13 protein-coding genes are annotated in these 16,970 nt (G+C 73.5%); 4 read left to right on the top strand and 9 right to left on the bottom strand.

Annotation, left to right across the window (positions count from 1 at the left end; genetic code table 11):
- Positions 1-4: 4 nt before the first annotated feature.
- Positions 5-820, bottom strand: coding sequence for a Tat pathway signal sequence domain protein (locus ACGFW6_RS17255; RefSeq protein WP_393509773.1), 816 nt, complete (start codon positions 818-820; stop codon positions 5-7).
- A 191-nt stretch (positions 821-1,011) separates the two neighbouring features.
- Here ACGFW6_RS17255 and glgX point away from each other — a divergent pair, with 191 nt between their 5' ends.
- The 3 genes from glgX to ACGFW6_RS17240 all read left to right on the top strand — a co-directional run bounded on the left by glgX (position 1,012) and on the right by ACGFW6_RS17240 (position 7,579).
- Positions 1,012-3,162 (top strand): glycogen debranching protein GlgX, encoded by a 2,151-nt coding sequence (gene glgX, locus ACGFW6_RS17250; RefSeq protein WP_393509770.1) that lies wholly within the window; start codon positions 1,012-1,014, stop codon positions 3,160-3,162.
- Positions 3,163-3,395: 233 nt separating this feature from the next.
- Complete coding sequence (gene treY, locus ACGFW6_RS17245) at positions 3,396-5,759, top strand: malto-oligosyltrehalose synthase (RefSeq protein ID WP_393509767.1); 2,364 nt, start codon at positions 3,396-3,398, stop codon at positions 5,757-5,759.
- A gap of 569 nt (positions 5,760-6,328) precedes the next feature.
- On the top strand, positions 6,329-7,579 hold the full coding sequence (locus ACGFW6_RS17240) for a M14 family zinc carboxypeptidase (protein WP_393509764.1): 1,251 nt from the start codon (positions 6,329-6,331) through the stop codon (positions 7,577-7,579).
- A gap of 175 nt (positions 7,580-7,754) precedes the next feature.
- Here the strand turns inward: ACGFW6_RS17240 and ACGFW6_RS17235 are convergent, their stop codons facing one another.
- From ACGFW6_RS17235 to ACGFW6_RS17225, 3 genes are all read right to left on the bottom strand, one after another.
- Positions 7,755-8,168, bottom strand: a complete 414-nt coding sequence (locus tag ACGFW6_RS17235) for an SSI family serine proteinase inhibitor (protein WP_393509761.1) — start codon at positions 8,166-8,168, stop codon at positions 7,755-7,757.
- Positions 8,165-9,535 carry a M14 family zinc carboxypeptidase gene (locus ACGFW6_RS17230; RefSeq protein WP_393509758.1) on the bottom strand — a complete coding sequence of 457 codons (1,371 nt, stop codon included), beginning with the start codon at positions 9,533-9,535 and terminating at the stop codon, positions 8,165-8,167. Before ACGFW6_RS17230 ends, ACGFW6_RS17235 begins: the two co-directional genes overlap by 4 nt.
- 138 nt (positions 9,536-9,673) lie before the next feature.
- Positions 9,674-10,225, bottom strand: coding sequence for an FHA domain-containing protein (locus ACGFW6_RS17225; protein WP_393509755.1), 552 nt, complete (start codon positions 10,223-10,225; stop codon positions 9,674-9,676).
- Positions 10,226-10,409: 184 nt separating this feature from the next.
- Here ACGFW6_RS17225 and treZ point away from each other — a divergent pair, with 184 nt between their 5' ends.
- Positions 10,410-12,155 (top strand): malto-oligosyltrehalose trehalohydrolase, encoded by a 1,746-nt coding sequence (gene treZ / locus ACGFW6_RS17220; protein ID WP_393509752.1) that lies wholly within the window; start codon positions 10,410-10,412, stop codon positions 12,153-12,155.
- 19 nt (positions 12,156-12,174) lie between these two features.
- Here the strand turns inward: treZ and ACGFW6_RS17215 are convergent, their stop codons facing one another.
- The 5 genes from ACGFW6_RS17215 to ACGFW6_RS17195 form a co-directional block, all read right to left on the bottom strand.
- A complete protein-coding gene (locus ACGFW6_RS17215) occupies positions 12,175-13,131 on the bottom strand; it encodes a phosphotransferase family protein (RefSeq protein WP_393509749.1) in 957 nt (318 codons plus the stop codon).
- A 61-nt stretch (positions 13,132-13,192) separates the two neighbouring features.
- The gene (locus ACGFW6_RS17210) at positions 13,193-14,320 is read right to left on the bottom strand and encodes an aminopeptidase P family protein (protein ID WP_393509746.1); all 1,128 of its coding nucleotides are present in this window, start codon (positions 14,318-14,320) and stop codon (positions 13,193-13,195) included.
- Between the two features lie 107 nt (positions 14,321-14,427).
- Positions 14,428-15,048, bottom strand: coding sequence for a LysE family translocator (locus tag ACGFW6_RS17205; protein WP_393509743.1), 621 nt, complete (start codon positions 15,046-15,048; stop codon positions 14,428-14,430).
- Between the two features lie 77 nt (positions 15,049-15,125).
- Positions 15,126-15,713, bottom strand: a complete 588-nt coding sequence (locus ACGFW6_RS17200; RefSeq protein WP_393509740.1) for a PDZ domain-containing protein — start codon at positions 15,711-15,713, stop codon at positions 15,126-15,128.
- A 317-nt stretch (positions 15,714-16,030) separates the two neighbouring features.
- Positions 16,031-16,918 (bottom strand): LysR family transcriptional regulator, encoded by an 888-nt coding sequence (locus ACGFW6_RS17195; RefSeq protein WP_393509737.1) that lies wholly within the window; start codon positions 16,916-16,918, stop codon positions 16,031-16,033.
- Between the last annotated feature and the right edge of the window lie 52 nt (positions 16,919-16,970).

Below are 16,970 nucleotides of genomic sequence, written 5' to 3'. Positions count from 1 at the left end.
CGGCTCAGCGCATGTCGAGCTTGGCGACCTTGCGGGCGCTCAGGTCGATCACGAAGGAGCGGGCGTCGATCCAGGGCCCGTTCTTGACCTTCGGGAACAGCCGTACACAGCGGTGTTCGCCGCACTTGTCGAGCACGGCGGGCTGGGCGCCCGGAGTGGCGCGGTACACGGCGCCGTTGAGCAGCAGCTGCTCCGGGGAGGTGAGCTCCTTGTCGGTGGCGTCCTTGAAGTCCGCCTTCATGTCCGCGCCCAGCGGGTCGGCGATGAGGATCTTCGCCGCCTCGGCGTACTCGTCACGGCTCAGCGGCGGCTGCACACCGTGCTCGGTGGAGGTCTGCTCGACCTTCCCGGTGTCGAGATTGACGATGCGGGTGACGAGCGCGTCGGCCTTGTAGTCGTAGAACGACACCTCGGCCCGGCGCGGAGCGTTCGGGTCGTCCAGCTCGTCGGCGTCCGGCTCGGCGATGTCGACGCCGAGGCGCTGCGGGCCGCGGTCGCCCTCGACGTTCTCGCCGGCGCTGCGCATCTGCGGGCTCGCCGCGAGCTGAGCGGCCCGGTCCATCTCGTCGTCGGTCAGCGGGTCGCCGCCCGTGCCCTTGTCACCCTCTTCCGGGGCCTGTTCGACGACGCCCGGCGGCACCGCGCCGGCCCCCTGCCCCTGTGCGGCCTGCTGAGCCGCCTGGCCCGCGTTGTTCCCTCCCGTTTCGTCGGCCCCCGCCGTCCCCGGCAAAGTGATTCCGACCATCACGGCCGTTCCGGCCACCGCGATGGCCGCACCCGCCACCACCTTGCCCAGATGGCGGTGCACTATCTTGCGCACATCTTCCCCCTACTCCCCGTATGTCCCCGGGAGTACGAATCGGCCCCACCGGTACGCCCTTGTTGGCGTATCCGGGTCTGCACTGGTCGCCCGGTAAGAGGGACGTAAGTCAGGGGTGGTTCCATCACTTTCGGGGAGACTCGATGTCAAGGCGCCCACCGCGGCGGACTCCAGCTGAAAGAGTCGTGTCCATGCAGGTCTGGCCTGGAGAGGCATATCCACTCGGTGCCACCTACGACGGCGCCGGCACGAACTTCGCGGTCTTCACCGAGGCCGCGGACCGAGTAGAGCTGTGTCTGCTGCACGACGACGGCTCGGAGACGGCGGTGGAACTGCGGGAGAGCGACGCCTTCGTACGGCACGCCTACCTGCCGGGGGTCATGCCGGGGCAGCGGTACGGCTTCCGGGTGCACGGCCCGTACGCCCCGGAGCGGGGTCTGCGCTGCAACTCCGCGAAGCTGCTGCTCGACCCGTACGCCAAGGCGATCAGCGGCTCGATCCGCTGGGGCGAGGAGGTGTACGGCTACCACTTCGACGAACCCGACCGGCGCAACGACCTGGACTCGGCGCCGCACACGATGTCGTCGGTCGTGGTCAACCCCTACTTCGACTGGGGCGACGACCGCCGCCCGCGCACCGAGTACCACCACACGGTGATCTACGAGGCGCATGTCAAGGGCCTGACCATGCGTCACCCCGGGCTGCCCGAGGAGCTGCGCGGCACCTATGCCGCCCTCGCCCACCCGGCGGTCATCGAACACCTCACCGAGCTGGGCGTGACGGCGCTGGAGCTGATGCCGGTCCACCAGTTCGTCAACGACCACCGCCTGGTCGACATGGGTCTGAACAACTACTGGGGTTACAACACGCTCGGATTCTTCGCCCCGCACAACGCGTACGCCTCCTGGGGCGACCGCGGCCAGCAGGTGCTGGAGTTCAAGTCGGCGGTGCGCGCGCTGCACGAGGCCGGCATCGAGGTCATCCTCGACGTGGTCTACAACCACACGGCCGAGGGCAACCATCTGGGTCCCACGCTGTCCTTCCGGGGCCTGGACAACCCGCAGTACTACCGGCTGACGGACGACCCGCGCTACTACATGGACACCACGGGGACCGGGAACTCGCTGCTCATGCGGTCCCCGCACGTCCTCCAGCTGATCATGGACTCGCTGCGCTACTGGGTCACCGAGATGCATGTCGACGGCTTCCGCTTCGACCTCGCGGCGACGCTGGCCCGGCAGTTCCACGAGGTGGACCGGCTGTCGTCGTTCTTCGACCTGGTGCAGCAGGACCCGATCGTCTCCCAGGTGAAGCTGATCGCCGAGCCGTGGGACGTGGGCGAGGGCGGCTACCAGGTGGGCAACTTCCCGCCGCTGTGGACCGAGTGGAACGGCAAGTACCGCGACACCGTACGGGACCTGTGGCGCGGTGAGCCGCGCGCGCTCGCGGAGTTCGCGTCCCGGCTGACCGGCTCGTCCGACCTGTACCAGGACGACGGGCGGCGGCCGCTGGCCTCGATCAACTTCGTGACCTGCCACGACGGGTTCACCCTGCACGACCTGGTCTCGTACAACGACAAGCACAACGACGCCAACGGCGAGGACAACCGCGACGGCGAGAGCCACAACCGGTCCTGGAACTGCGGTGCCGAGGGCGAGAGCGACGACCCCGGGGTCCTCGAACTGCGGGCCCGCCAGATGCGGAACTTCATCGCGACGCTGATGCTGTCCCAGGGCGTGCCGATGATCAGTCACGGCGACGAGTTCGCGCGCACGCAGGCCGGCAACAACAACGCCTACTGCCAGGACAGCGAGCTGGCGTGGGTGCGGTGGCCGCAGGACGGCTCCGGCCCGGCGGGCGGCGAGGCGGCCGAGGAGGGGCTGCCGCGCGAGCTGCTCGCCTTCACGCGCGCGATGGTGTGGCTGCGGCGGGACCATCCGGTCTTCCGCCGGCGCCGCTTCTTCCACGGGCGGCCGGTGGAGGGCACGCACGACGACCTCTCCGACATCGCCTGGTTCACGCCGGAGGGCAACGAGATGGTCCAGCGGGACTGGGACCGGGCGCAGGCGTCCGCGCTGAGCGTGTTCCTCAACGGCAACGCGATCTCGGAGCCGGGCGCGCGGGGGGAACGCATCGCGGACGACTCGTTCCTGCTGATGTTCAACGCCTCCCCGAAGACCCTCGACTTCGTCGTGCCGGTCAATCACGGCCGTCAGTGGCAGGTGGTCGTGGACACCGCCCGCGCGGACGGGGTGCCGCCGGGGACGGGCGCGAAGGTGCAGGCCGGGGATCGTCTGACCCTGGTGGATCGCAGTCTGACGGTGTTGCAGCGGCCGGTCTAGGAGGGCGCACTCGGCCTCCGGTCGGGCACGCGCGCGTGGCGGTGGTAGCCCCCTTTTCCGGCCGCCGCGCGCTGCCTGCTTCTCCTGCTCCTCATCAGCGCGCGTGCGGCCCCATTCCCGCCGCCGCGCGCCCACCTTCCTCCCGTCCTCATCGCTCGGCGCCCGGCACGTGGGTGGGCCCACGTGGAGGGGGCGATGACACGAAGGGCGGCAGGGCGGGTACGTACGTTTCCATGACACCTGAGCGACCTGACCCGATGGTGCCGACCGCCACCTACCGCCTTCAGCTCCAGCCCGCGTTCCCGTTCGGGGCCGCCGCGGCGGCCGTGCCGTATCTGGCCTCGCTCGGCGTCTCGCACCTGCATCTGTCCCCCGTCCTGGAAGCGGTGCCGGGCTCCGGACACGGCTACGACGTCGTCGACCACGCGCGCGTGCGCGAGGAACTGGGCGGCGAGGAGGGGCTGCGCGCGCTGGCCCGCACCGCGCGGGAGCACGGGCTCGGCCTGGTGGTGGACCTCGTGCCGAACCACATGGCGATGTCGCCGCGCCACAACCGCGCCCTGTGGGAGGTGCTGCGCGAGGGCCCCGAGTCGCCGTACGCGCGCTGGTTCGACATCGACTGGGAGGCGCAGGGCGGCCAGATGCTGCTGCCGGTGCTCGGACACCCGCTCGGCGAGGAACTGCAACGACTGGAGGTGGACGGCGAGGTCCTGCGCTACTACGACCATGTCCTCCCGCTGCGCGAGGGCACCGGCGGCCTCCCGCTGCCCGAGCTCCTCGACGCCCAGTTCTACCGCCCGGTGTGGTGGCGGCTGGCCCGCACGGAGCTGAACTACCGCAGGTTCTTCAGCATCTCGGAGCTGATCGGCGTGCGGGTCGAGGACCCGGAGGTGTTCGAGGCCACGCACGCGAAGATCCTCCAGCTGCTGCGGGAGGGCGTGATCGACGGGCTGCGCATCGACCATCCCGACGGCCTCGCCGACCCCGACGGCTACCTCCGGCAGCTGCACGAGGCGACCGGCGGACGCTGGACGGTGGTGGAGAAGATCCTCTCGGACGGGGAGCACCTGCCCCCCTCCTGGCCGGTCGCGGGCACCACGGGCTACGACGCCCTGCGGCACGTCGACGGCCTGTTCACCGACCCGGCGGGCCACGGGGACCTCCTCGGGCTGTACCGGCGGTTCGCGGCGCCGCAGACGGACCGGGGCGGCGACTGGGACGCGACGGTGCGGCGGGCCGCGTACAAGGTGCTCACGCACGAGCTGGCGGCGGAGGTCGACCGGCTGACGCGCGTCGCGAGCCGGGTGTGCGCGAGGTCCGCGGAGCCCGCGCTGCGCGACCGGGCGCCGTGGGCGCTGCGGACCGCGCTCCAGGAACTCCTGGTCCGGCTGGAGGTGTACCGGCCCTACACCTCCGCTGACGCGGCCCGTGTGGTCACCGAGGAGGCCGCCGCCGAGGCCCGGCTCGCCTTCGTCGTGCCGGAGGAGGCCGACGCCGTCGACGTCGTGCGCGACCTGGTGCTCGGCCGGGCCGGGGACGGTCCGGACCATCGGGAGTTCCGTACGCGGTTCGCGCAGACGGCGTCCGCGCTGCGGGCCAAGTCCGTGGAGGACACCGCGTTCTACCGCTATGTGCCGCTGCTGTCGGCGACGGAGGTGGGCGGGAACCCCGGGAGCCCCGCCGTACCGCCCGAGGAGTTCCACGCGTACTGTGCCCGCCTGCAGCGGGACTGGCCCGCGACCGGCACGGTCGTGTCGACGCACGACACCAAGCGCAGCGCCGACGTGCGGGCCGCGCTGGCCGTGCTCACCGAGTGCCCGCAGCCCTGGGCGGACGTCCTGGCCGAGGTGACCCGCGACGGCGAGGGCGTGCCGGACGCGCAACTGGCCTGGGCCGCCTGGCAGACGGTGTTCGGGCTGGGCGAGCGGGACGTCGAGCGCGTCCGCGGTGCGCTGCTGAAGCATGTGCGCGAGGCCGGCCTGTTCACCAGCTGGACGGAGCAGGAGCCCCCGTACGAGGAGGCGGTGGCGGCGTTCGTCGCGGCGGGCCCGTGCGGGGCGCCGGGCGAGCGTGTGGCGGCCTTCCGCAGCGGCCTGGAGCCGCACATCCGGGCGAACGTGCTCGGCATGGCCCTGACCCACCTCACGATGCCGGGCGTCCCGGACGTCTACCAGGGCACGGAGGGCGAGTACCGGGCACTGGTCGACCCGGACAACCGCGGGGCCGCGCACTTCCCGCACGAGGACCCGGGCGACAAGGGCGCGGTGACGGCGGCGGCGCTGCGGCTGCGCTCACGGCGCCCCGAGGTGTTCGGCGACTCGGCGTCGTACACGCCGCTCACCGCGCAGGGGCAGGCGGCCGGTCACTGCGCGGCCTTCGTGCGCTCCGGGGAGGTCCTCACCGCCGTCACGCGGCTGTCGCTGCGGCTGACGCGGTCGGGCGGCTGGCGCGAGACGCTGCTCCCGCTGCCGCCCGGGCGGTGGGCCGATGTGCTGGCCCCGGGGCGGGAGTTCACCGGGCACGCACGCGTGGAGGAGCTCTTCGAGCGGCTTCCGGTGGCGTTGCTGGAGCGGGTGGGGGACGGGCGGGTGGAGTGAGGCGGGTGGAGTGAGCGGGGGCGGAGTGAGGGGGGAGCGGAGTGAGGGGGCGGTGTGAGGGGGCTGTCGGCCGTGCACCGCTCTGGATGAGTGCGGCCGGCTGTGCCGCGCTGTGGGTGGGCTTGGCCGGCCAAGCGCGCGCTCTGGGTGACTCCGGCCGGCCGCGCCGCGCTGTGGGTGGGCGTGGTCGGCCAGGCGCGCGCTGTGGGTGGACGCGGTCGGCCAGGTATGCGCTCCGGGCGTGCACTGCTCTCCCGCGCGCCGCCAGTACCAGTCCGCGACCGGCTCGGGCCCGCGCACACTCCGGAGGGCCGTATACGACGATCGGCGCATGGTGACGAGCGGTCAGAAGCGCCTGCACGCCCGTGCGCCCGGTGTCCATAAGCGCAGGCGGGCGCGGTGCGGCACCCCGGCCGGGCGGCCTCGTCGCGCCCCCTGGGACCGGGCGCCCCGCCCTCTTGGCATTGAATGCAACTGGGCGCCCCCGGGAGGCTCCCCCGTCAACTCCTTGACACCTAAACCAGACCATGGGGTACTGCGGATTGCGAAGCCGGGCGGACGTGACGGGGGTGAGTCTCCTGCCGGAGCTGCGCTACCCCTCCCTTGCCGAACTGGTGCTGTCCGCCCGCGCACTGGCCGCCCACCGACCCGCCCTGTGCACGCTGAGACAGGTGGGGGCCTCCCGGGCGGGAAGGCCCCTCCATCTGCTGTCCATCGGCCAGGCCAGGCGCGCCGTCCTGGTGGTCGCGGGCGCGCACGCCAACGAACCGACGGGCGGCCCGACCGTGCTCGCGGTGGCCGAACGGGTCCTGCGCGAGCCGGAGTTGCGGGCCGACATCTCCTGGCACTTCCTGCTGTGCGCGGATCCCGACGGGGCGAGCCTGCACGTCACCCCGGCGCCCCGCAGCCTCTTCGACTACCACCTCGGCTTCTTCCGGCCCGCGGCACCCGAGCAGCCGGAGTGGGCTCCGGCCGCTCTGCCTCCGGACCGGCTGCCGCCCGAGACGCGTGCGCTGACCCGGGTCATCGACGAGCTGCGGCCCTACCTCCAGGTGACGCTGCACGGCACCGATCTGGGCGGCAGCTGGGTGCAGTTGACCAAGGACGTCCCCGGGCTCGCGGAACCGTTCGCGAAGTCCGCGGCGGAGCTGCACATCCCGGTGGAGACCGGTGCCTCGGACGCGGCGGGCTGGCCGGCGTCCGGGCCCGGGGTGCATGTGATGCCGGCGCCCGGCGCGGGCGCCGCGTACCCGAGCATGCCGGACGACGCGCGCAGCAGCACCTGGTACCACGTGCACCGCTACGGCGGGCTCACGGCGGTCGTCGAGGTGCCGATGTGGGCGAGCGACCTGGTGGACGACCCTGCTCCGCATCCGGATCCGGCCCGGGCGATGCGCCGGCTGGCGTCGCGGCTGCGGCGGGACGCGCTGGAGGTGGAGCGGGTGCTGGCCGAGGCGCTCCCCCGGCTGGACGGCGTCGACGGGCCCCTGCTGCGGGCCGCGAAGTGGGCGCTGGAGCTGGTGCCGGGGCTTGCCGCCGACTGGACGCGGACGCCGCCCGCCGACGACACCATGGCGTACGTCGGGAGCGTGGACGCCTTCGGGCGCCGGCTGCCGCTGCGGGCGGCGGCCATGCTGCTGCGGGTCCTGCACGAGACCGACGACCGCGGGGCACAGCGCCTGGAACACCTCGTGGCGACCTGGAGCGACGCCTTCGCGGAACGTTTCCGTGCCCGTTGGGTGCCCCTGGAGAACCAGGTCGAGCACCAGTCCCGCACGGTCGTCGCGGCGGCCCTGCACGCGCGCGGGCAGGCGGCCTGAACCGCGGGTCGCACACACACGCGCGCGTGCAGCGAAATGCCTGCGCCGGGTCCGGGACCGACACGCGCGTGCAGCCAGATCCCGGGCGCCGCGGCCGGGACCGCCCACACGCGCGTGCAGGTTCGTGTCTCGGGCGCGTGCAGCCCGGCGTCCCGGAACCCGTGAGCGTCCGGCGTCAGCCGTCCACCGCGAACACCGCTCCCGTCTGCGCCGCCAGCCCGCACCCGTTGGAGAACGTCTCCCGGTAGTCGACCGGGTGTCCGTTCCACTCACCGCGCGCGTGGGCGGTCACCGGCGCGTAGATCATGGGGCAGAAGGCGTCCTTCTGCCGGAGCTTGCCGATGTCGCCGCCCACCCGGTCGAGGTCCGCGCAGGCCTCGGCCGCGCGTGCGTGCCCCTGCGGCGGGTCGCACAGCAGCAGGGTGCCGGGCGTCCCGCCGTGACGGCCGTCGCCACGGGTGACCGTGACGAAGAGCCAGTTGCCGGAGTCGGAGTCCTGGGCCGTCGCCGGCGGCGTGGTCACGCCGAGGGCGAGGGCGGCGGCTGCCGCGAGCAGACCGCCTCGTACCGCTGAGATGCTTCGCGTCATTCCCGGTGTATCGGCACGGCGGCCCCGGCATTCCACCCCGCCTCACCCGAACGGGAGCACGCGGGAGCGTGGCGCCCGGCGAGTTCGAACGCGGCGAGCACGACGCGCGCCTGGTACTCCACCTGGCGGGCGACCGGTATCCAGCGCGCCCCGCAGCCGTCCCGGTAGTCCTCGCACCACTCGTCGATGAGCCGGTCCAGTTCGGGCAGCGTTCCGGCCGGATCGCGCCCGGCGAGTGTCACGAGCTGGTGCAGCAGTCCGGCGGTGCGCAGGGCGAGCCGCCGCCCGGCGATGCGCAGGGCCGCCAGGTGGGCGGTGCTGAGCGGAGGGAGGGGATGTACGCCGACGGGGTCCTCGAGGTCGGGGTCCCAGGTGTCGGCCAGCCCCGGGCAGACCAGTAAATAGTCGTCGACCGGTGCGAGCAGCCGGGCCGTCTCCGGCCCGGTCGGAAGGTGTGGCCGTATGCGCTCCAGCAGCCGTTTCAGGACGCCGGTGTCATGGCGGAGCGTGTGGCTCACCATCCGCAGGACCGTTTCCTCATCCACGGGCCGCGCACCGTCCTCCACCGCGGCGACCCCCCACATCGGGGCCTCCACGACCGCGGTGACCGTGCCGTGCCGGTGCGGATGGAACCAGGTCGACTCCACGGCCGCCTCGGTGATCGCGGCGGCCAGATCACCCCGGCGCGGCCTGGGGATCCGGTAGACGGCGGGGCCGAGCTCCGGCCAGTACAGGGTGTCGTAGGGACCCAGTTCGCGCGGGATGCCCAGGCGCGCGGCGGAGTGCGCGACACGCTGGGCGAGACCGGGCAGGTCGTGGGTGAGCTCGACGAAGCCGCCGCCGACGTCGACGCCGTGCAGGGAGCACTGCAGGAAGGGCCGCAGCTCGTCCTGGAGGTCCAGCAGGGCCCGGGTCTCGGGCAGCGTGACCGCGGCCGCGCCGTCGGGCAGCCACTCGGGCTGTTCCAGGAAGCCGGGCCGGAAGAAGTGCCGGAAGTAGCCGCCGAGGGCGTACGGGCCTCGCAGCCAGCCCTCGTTGCGGCGCAGGCCGTCGGGATCGAGGCACAGCAGCAGGTTCCAGGTGGCGTCGGCACCCTCGTGCAGGCGCGGGTCGGCGAGCACCCGTTCGGCCAGCCGCAGCACGGTGCCGCCGCCGACCGGCTCGTTGGCGTGCGGGCCCGCCACGACCAGGGCCTGGCGGCTGCCGTGGCCGATGGACAGCAGCCACAGGGGCGTGCCCGCGCGGGAGGTGCCCACACGGCGCAACCGTGTGTCACGGGGGCGGCGGGCGACGAGGGCGGCCGCCCGGGCGCCGAGCTCGTCGACGGTCGGGTAGCGGAGGAGTGGCGGCAGGGCACACCTCCACAATGTGGTGCCGTCGGTTCACCTGGTGTGCATGGTGTACGCACAGTCAGTCACGTGTTGTCGACTACGTCAACACCGCGAAAGGCAAAGGGACTTACCTCGACAGATCCGGTCGGACCACGGCGCGGGCCGTTTCCCGGCTCAGTGCGCGGCCAGGCGGAACGACATCCGGCCGAAGCCGACCTGGTCGCCCTCGCGGACCATGACGGCGCCGATCACCCGTCGCCCGTTGACCGTGGTGCCGTTGGTGGAACCGAGGTCCCGCAGGACCCAGAAGCCGCCCTGGTGGCTCAGTTCGGCGTGCACCCTGGACACCGTCTCGTGGGTCAGCCGCAGTCCGTTGGCGGGGTCGCGCCCTATGCGGAGCGGATGGCCGCTCGTGGGGTGGGGCAGCAGCAGCTTGGGCAGCCGCTCGGCCTGCCAGGCCCTGCGCAGCCGCACCGTGAAGCCGGAGAGCGCCTCGACGGTGCCGAACACGACGCGCGACAGACGGCTCTCGGAGGGCAGGTCGGCGGTGAGCACGGCGAGCTCGTCCGCGCGGCGGGCGGCCAGGGCCAGTTCCATGCGCCGTACGAACGTGTCGTGCGACAGCCGCCCCATGGCGACGCCGTCACGCAGCACCTTCAGCGCCTTGTCGCGCTCCGCGTCGGAGAGCCGCGCGGGGTACGTGTTGAACTCGAAAGACGACGTCACGGTGCTGATTGTCGGTCAGTGAATGCCGGGTGTCCAGAAAACGGGGAAACGACCGCCCCGCGCGTGTGCCCGGCGCGATCGCCGCGAGACCCGCCGCAAAAGGGTGGATTCAAAAGCGGATTGATCTCGTTTGAAGCACCATGGACGGGCTACATCACGGTGAGCAGACGAAGGGGAACCGTCCGTGCAGTTCGAGGTGTGGGCACCGCAGGCCGGCCGTGTGACGCTCCATTGCGAGGGCGCCGCGCGCGCGTTGGAGCGCGATCCCGATCGCGCGGGATGGTGGTGGGGGGAGGCGGACGCGCGGGACGGGACACGGTACGGCTTCGCGCTCGACGACGGCCCCGTGCTGCCCGATCCGCGCTCGCGCCGGCAACCGGACGGCCCTGACGGGCTGAGCGCGGTCGTCGACCAGGGCACCTACGCATGGCGTACGGAGTGGGCGGGCCGTCCGCTGCCCGGCGCGGTGCTGTACGAGCTGCACGTGGGCACGTACACGCGCGAGGGCACGCTCGACGCGGCGGCCGCGCGGCTGGATCATCTGGCCGAACTGGGTGTCACCCACGTCGAGTTGATGCCCCTGACCCCGTTCCCGGGCCGGCACGGCTGGGGGTACGAGGGCGTCTCGCTGTGGGCCGTGCACGAGCCCTACGGCGGGCCCCAGGCGCTGAAACGCTTCGTCGACCGGGCGCACGAGCTGGGCCTGGGCGTGATCCTGGACGTGGTCCACAACCACTTCGGCCCGTCCGGCAACTACCTGCCCGTCTTCGGCCCCTATCTCACGGACAGGCATCAGACGCCCTGGGGCGCCGCGGTCAACCTGGACGCGCCCGGCTCGGACGAGGTGCGGACGTATCTCGTGCAGAGCGCGCTGGCCTGGCTGCGGGACTACCGGATCGACGGGCTGCGGCTGGACGCGGTGCACGCGCTGAAGGACACGCGCGCGTGCCACTTCCTGGAGGAGCTGTCGTCGGCCGTCGACGCGCTCGCCGGCGACCTGGGCCGGCCGCTGTCCCTGATCGCCGAGTCGGACCTGAACGACCCCCGGCTCATCACCGCGCGCGAGGAGGGCGGCCTCGGTCTGCACGCGCAGTGGAACGACGACTTCCATCACACCCTGCACGTGGCTCTGACCGGCGAGTCCCAGGGCTATTACGCCGACTTCGCGCGCGCCCCCATGGCGGGCCTGGCCAGGACCCTCACCGGCGGCTACTTCCACGACGGCACGTACTCCAGCTTCCGGGGCCGCCGCCACGGACGCCCCCTGGACCGCACGCGCGTCGCGGCGCACCGGCTCCTGGGCTACAGCCAGACCCACGACCAGGTCGGCAACCGGGCCCAGGGCGACCGGCTCGCGGCGATGGTCTCCCCCGGCCTGCTGGCCTGCGCGGCCACGCTCACGCTGACCGCGCCGTTCACGCCGATGCTCTTCATGGGCGAGGAGTGGGCCGCGGGGACGCCCTGGCAGTTCTTCACCGACCACACCGATCCGGAGCTGGCCGAGGCGGTACGGCGCGGCAGGCGGCGGGAGTTCGCGGCGCACGGCTGGGCCGAGGAGGACGTGCCGGACCCGCAGGACCCGGCGACCCGGGACCGCTCCTGCCTGGACTGGGCCGAGCTCGACGGTGAACCCCACGCGCGCGTGCTGGCCTGGTACCGCCGCCTGATCGCCCTGCGCCACGAGCAGCCCGACCTCACCGACCCCGACCTCGCCGACACCAAGGTGGCCTTCGACGAGAAGGGGCGGTGGCTCGCTTTCCGCCGCGGCGACGTACGCGTGGCCGTCAACCTCGCCAAGGAGCCGGCGGAGATCCCGCTGGGGCCGCGCGAGGCGGACGTACTGGCGGCGTGGGAGCCGGTGGAGGCGCCGGGCGCGGACGGGGTGCTGCATGTGCCCGGGGAGTCGGGCGTGGTGCTGTTGCAGGGCTGACCGGCCCGCAGGAGGCCGTCTAGGGCTCGTCCTGCCCCTCGTCGTCCTCGCCGTCCTCTCTGAACTCCGTCACCCGCTCCAGCAGGATCGCCTCCCAGGCGTGGTGCAGCTCGGTCCGCAGCAGCGCGAGGGGGGTCTCGCCCTCGCCTGCCAGGCGGGCCGCGAGGTGGAGCACCGCGTCGCAGCGGGCCAGCCACAGGCCGCGCAGGCAGGGGCGGGCGCCGTAGCCCGCGAGGGTGGCGGCGCGGACGGCGGCCGGGGAGCCGACGGCGCGGGCCAGTCCGGCGATGTCCTCGGCGGGGTCGCCCACGACGGTGTGGGCCCAGCCGAGGATGCCGCGCACCCGGCCGTCGGCGCTGACCACGAGGTGGTCGCCGGTGAGGGCGTGATGGACGAGGACGGCGGTGCCGGGCTGCGCGGCGAGCTGGACGGCGGCGGCCTGGGTGAGCTGGCGCATGCGGGCCGCGTCGAACTCGTCGGCGTCGGCCAGGACCGCGGCCGCGCTCTCGGCGCCGCGGCGCAGGGCGTCCAGCGAGCGCGGCGCGGCCCGCGGCACGCCGAGCGTCTCGGCCTGCCGTACCGGAACCTCCCGCAGCCCCGTCAGCAGCCCGGCCAGATCGGCCTCCCCGACCGCGGAGACGTCGTGCTCCGCGCCGGATCCGCCGGGGACCTTGGTGTCCAGGGTGCAGGTCAGGCCGGGCGCCCACTCGCCGTACGCGACGCTCGTCGGCACCGCGACCGGGACGTGCGGGCGGACCAGATCGCGCAGGCGCAGTTCGCGGCGCCGGCGCACGGCGGTGTCGCGGTCGGGGGCGAGGCGCAACACATGCCGGTTGCCGACCCACCAGGTGGCGGGTTCGGCGCCCGGGGAGGCGGGCCGGACCTCGGGTCCCGCCGAGTCGTCCACGCCGTCCTTGAGCAGGGAACGGACCAGTCGGCGGACGGTGTCCGCGGTGGGTGTCGGTGCCTGGGTCATGGTCGCGCCGTTGTCGCTCGGGGGTCTACGGGGGCTCCTTGCGCCGGGGGCGGTCGGCGGGTCAGTCGACTATGACCAGCTCGCGGGTCGTGTCGTTGAGGCGCCGGCCGCCGTCCTCGGTGACCGTCACGATGTCCTCGATCCGCACGCCGAAGCGGCCGGGCAGATACACGCCGGGCTCCACGGAGAAGCACATGCCGGGGACGAGGGGCTGCTCCTCGCCCTCGATCATGTACGGCGGCTCGTGTGTGGTGACGCCGATGCCGTGCCCGGTGCGGTGGATGAAGTACGCGCCGTATCCGGCGTCCGCGATGACCGCGCGGGCGGCCCGGTCGACCTCCTGGCAGGCGACGCCGGGCCGCACCGCCCGGAAGCCCGCCTCCTGCGCCTCGCGGACGAGGTCGTGGACCCGGCGCTCCTCCTCGGTGGGTTCGCCGACGTGGACCGTGCGGGAGGTGTCGGAGCCGTAGCCGTCCTTCAGGCCGCCGAAGTCGAGGACGACCATGTCACCGTCCTCGATCAGGCGGTCGCCCACCTCGTGGTGCGGGTTGGCTCCGTTGGGTCCGGAGGCGACGATCGTGAAGTCGACCTGGGAGTGCCCGAAGCGGCGCAGCAGAGCGGCGAGGTCGGCGCCCACCTCGGACTCGCGGCGACCACGGAAGCGCACGGTGCGGATCTCCTCGAACGCGGCGTCGGCGGCGGCTCCCGCGGCGGCCAGCAGCTGAAGCTCCGCGGCATCCTTGACGGCGCGCAGCATCGGCAGGGCGTCGGTGAGGGAGGCGTACGAGGTGCCGGGCAGCGCCCTCTGGAGCGCCAGCAGGTGCATCGCCCAGGCGTTGTCGCTGATGCCGAACCGGCCGCTCGCGTCGAGGAGGGCGGCGGTGGCGGCGTAGGGGTCCTTGCCGTCGGTCCAGTCGCGCAGGGTCAGGCCCGGCGCGCCGGACGCCTTCGCCGCGTCGGGGGCCTCCAGGGCCGGTACGACGAGCACGGGGTCATGGCCGGGAACCAGGACCAGCAGGGTGAGCCGCTCGGTCTCGGCGGTGGGCGCGTAGCCGGTGAGCCAGACCAGATCGGGGCCGGGCGCCACCAGCAGCCCGGCCAGGCCCGCGTCCGCGGACGCCCGCGCGGCGCGCTCCATACGGGCCCGGTAGTCGTCCGCGGTGAAGGGCGCGGGTGCGGTGCCGGTCATCCGGGCCTCCCTGGGCGCTGATAGGGACTACGGGCAGCATCCTGCCCGCACGCGAGGGGCGGCGCGAGCCGGTCGGCCTGACTCGCGGACGGCTGCTCCGGCACGGCTCAGCCCTCCAGCGCCATACGGACGCCGAGGAGCAGCAGCACGCCTCCGGACACCTGCTCCAGGCGCCGGCGCACGCCCGCGCGCGACAGCACGGACTTCAGCCTGCCCACGAACCACACGTACAGGCCGTAATAGCCGACCTCGTAGACCGCCCAGAGCGCCGCGAGGCCGACCATGGCCGGCAGGTGCGGGGCGCCGTCCGGGACGAACTGCGGCAGGAAGGACATCGCGAAGACGGCCGCCTTGGGGTTGGCGAGGTTGAGCAGCAGCCCGCCCCGGTAGGAGGCCCAGCCACTCTTCGGCGCGCCCTCCCAGGAACCGTCCTCCGTGCCCTTGGCGCGACGGGCCTGCCGCAGCGCCTGCACGCCGAAGCCCACGAGGACGACCGCGCCGACGACCCGCATCACGTCGTACGCCACCTCGGACGCCGTCAGCAGCGCGGTCAGGCCGAGCGCGGCGACCACGCCCCAGATGAAGACGCCGGTCTCGTTCCCCAGCACGGTCAGGAAGCCGGAGCGCCTGCTGTGCAGGGACTGCTTGATGATCAGCACCGTGCTCGGGCCGGGCGAGGCGGCGATGAGGGTGCACGCCCCCAGGAAGGCGAGGAGTGTGGTCGGCATGGGGTCATCGTGGCCCTGCCGGCGGAACGTGACCAGTGGTTTTCACGGACTGCCGGACGGACGCCGGGGCAGGGCGTTCAGGTGACCACGCCGGGGACCACCGTCAGCTGTTGCCGGCCACCGTCGCGATGGCGCACCGTCAGGGTGACCTCGTCGCCCGGACGGGACCCGGCGACGGCTCGCGCGAGGTCGGCGGCGGATTCGACCCGGGTCCTGCCGAACGCGAGGACCACGTCGCCGCGGACCAGGCCGGACGTGTACCCCGGCCCCGGGACGTGCACGCCGACGACCTGGGCACCCTTCTCGTCGTCGTCCACCGCCTCCACACCGAGGGTGGCGACCACGGCCGGGGACGGCGCGGCGGACGGTGGTGTCGGGGAACCGGGGTGCGTGGCGCCGGCCGGGCCGGTGGGCGCGCCCGGGCGGGGCTGCTTCTGCAGTTCGGCGAGTCTGCTCATGCCGATCACCGTGGCCCCGAGCGTGCCCAGTCCGACCCCGGCCAGGACCAGGACCGTCCCGGCCAGCAGGGCGCACAGCAGGGTGGTGAGCCGGCGGCCACGGCGCCGGGGCGCGGCGTGCGGTCGTCGCACGCCGGGTTCTGTCGTCTCGCCTTCACCGGCCCCCTGACCAGGCATGGGCTTCGGTCGCAACACAGTCTGTTCCATCGGATCGCCTCCGGCTGGTGACTACCCTTCGCACCGGCGCACAACGAGCCACGATCGAGTGAGACTGACCAGTGGTCAGGAACGGGAAGTGCGTTCCGTCGGAGGCGCCGGCGGAACGGAGGCGAGGCGCTCGGGGCACGACGCTCGGCGCTCGGCCGCGAGCGGTCGGGGAACGGCGGTCGGCGGTCGGCGATCGGCGATCGGCGATCGGGGAACGGCGATCGGGGATCGACGGTCGGGGATCGGGGGTCGGCGGTCGGGGATCGGGGGTCGGCGGTCGGGGATCGGGGGTCGGCGGTCGGCGGTCGGCGTCGAACTCACGGGGCCGGTGGGGCGGCGGTCGAGGGCGTCACCAGTGCGTCCGTCAGCACGGCCGCCGCGCCCCTCGGCACCCCCGTGTGCACGAGTTCCGTGCGGTGCACCACTCGGGGCTCGATGACCGGTACGGCGACGGTGCCCGGGACGCCGGCGGCCGCCGAGCGCGGCAGCAGGGTCAGGCCGTGGCCGGCCGCCGCGAGGGCGGTGAGGGTGCGGACGTCGGTGCCGTCGCAGCGCAGGGCGGGACGGAAGCCGTGGCCGCCGTTCGCGGCACGGAGACGAGCGAGCGGCAGCCCGGTGTCGGGCGCGTCCAGCCAGCGGGCGTCGGCCAGGTCGCCGAGGCGCAGGCCGGTGCGCCGGGCGAGCGGGTGGGTGAGGGGCAGCAGGACACAGACCGGCTCCTCCGCGACGCCGTGCGCGGTCAGCGGTGCCACGTCGGGCAGGGGCAGCGGGTCGCTGGGGGCGGCCAGGCCGTCGACGAGCCCCAGGTCGGCCGTGCCGGTGGCGACGGCCGCGGGCACCTCGTCGCGGGACAGCACGCGCAGCGTCACGCCGGACGCCGGGAGCGCGGCGAGGACGTGCGGGCCGAGCGCGGTCGGTGTGGTCGCGAGGGTCAGCCCGTGGTCGGGTGCGGACGCCATCCGTACGACGTCCGCACGAGCCGCCTCCAGGCGCAGCAGCAGCGGGCCCGCGTGTTCGAGCAGCCGCTCGCCGGCTGCCGTGGGTGCCACCGGACGGCGGGTCAGCAGGGGTGCGCCGAGGTCCTGTTCGAGCGCGGCGATGTGCTGGGAGACCGCCGACTGGGTGTAGCCCAGTTCGCGCGCGGCTTCGGAGAAGGAGGCGAGCCGGGCGACGGTGACGTAGGTGCGCAGCAGGTGCGGGTCCATGCGGGACAGCATCCCGCACCCATCAGCTGTGCTTATCGCGTGTGCAGGAATC

The organism is Streptomyces sp. Y7, assembly GCF_043195415.1.
Classification (GTDB): Bacteria; Actinomycetota; Actinomycetes; order Streptomycetales; family Streptomycetaceae; genus Streptomyces.
The sequence above is the reverse complement of the archived record's forward strand: the minus strand, read 5'-3'. Positions and strand labels throughout refer to the sequence as shown.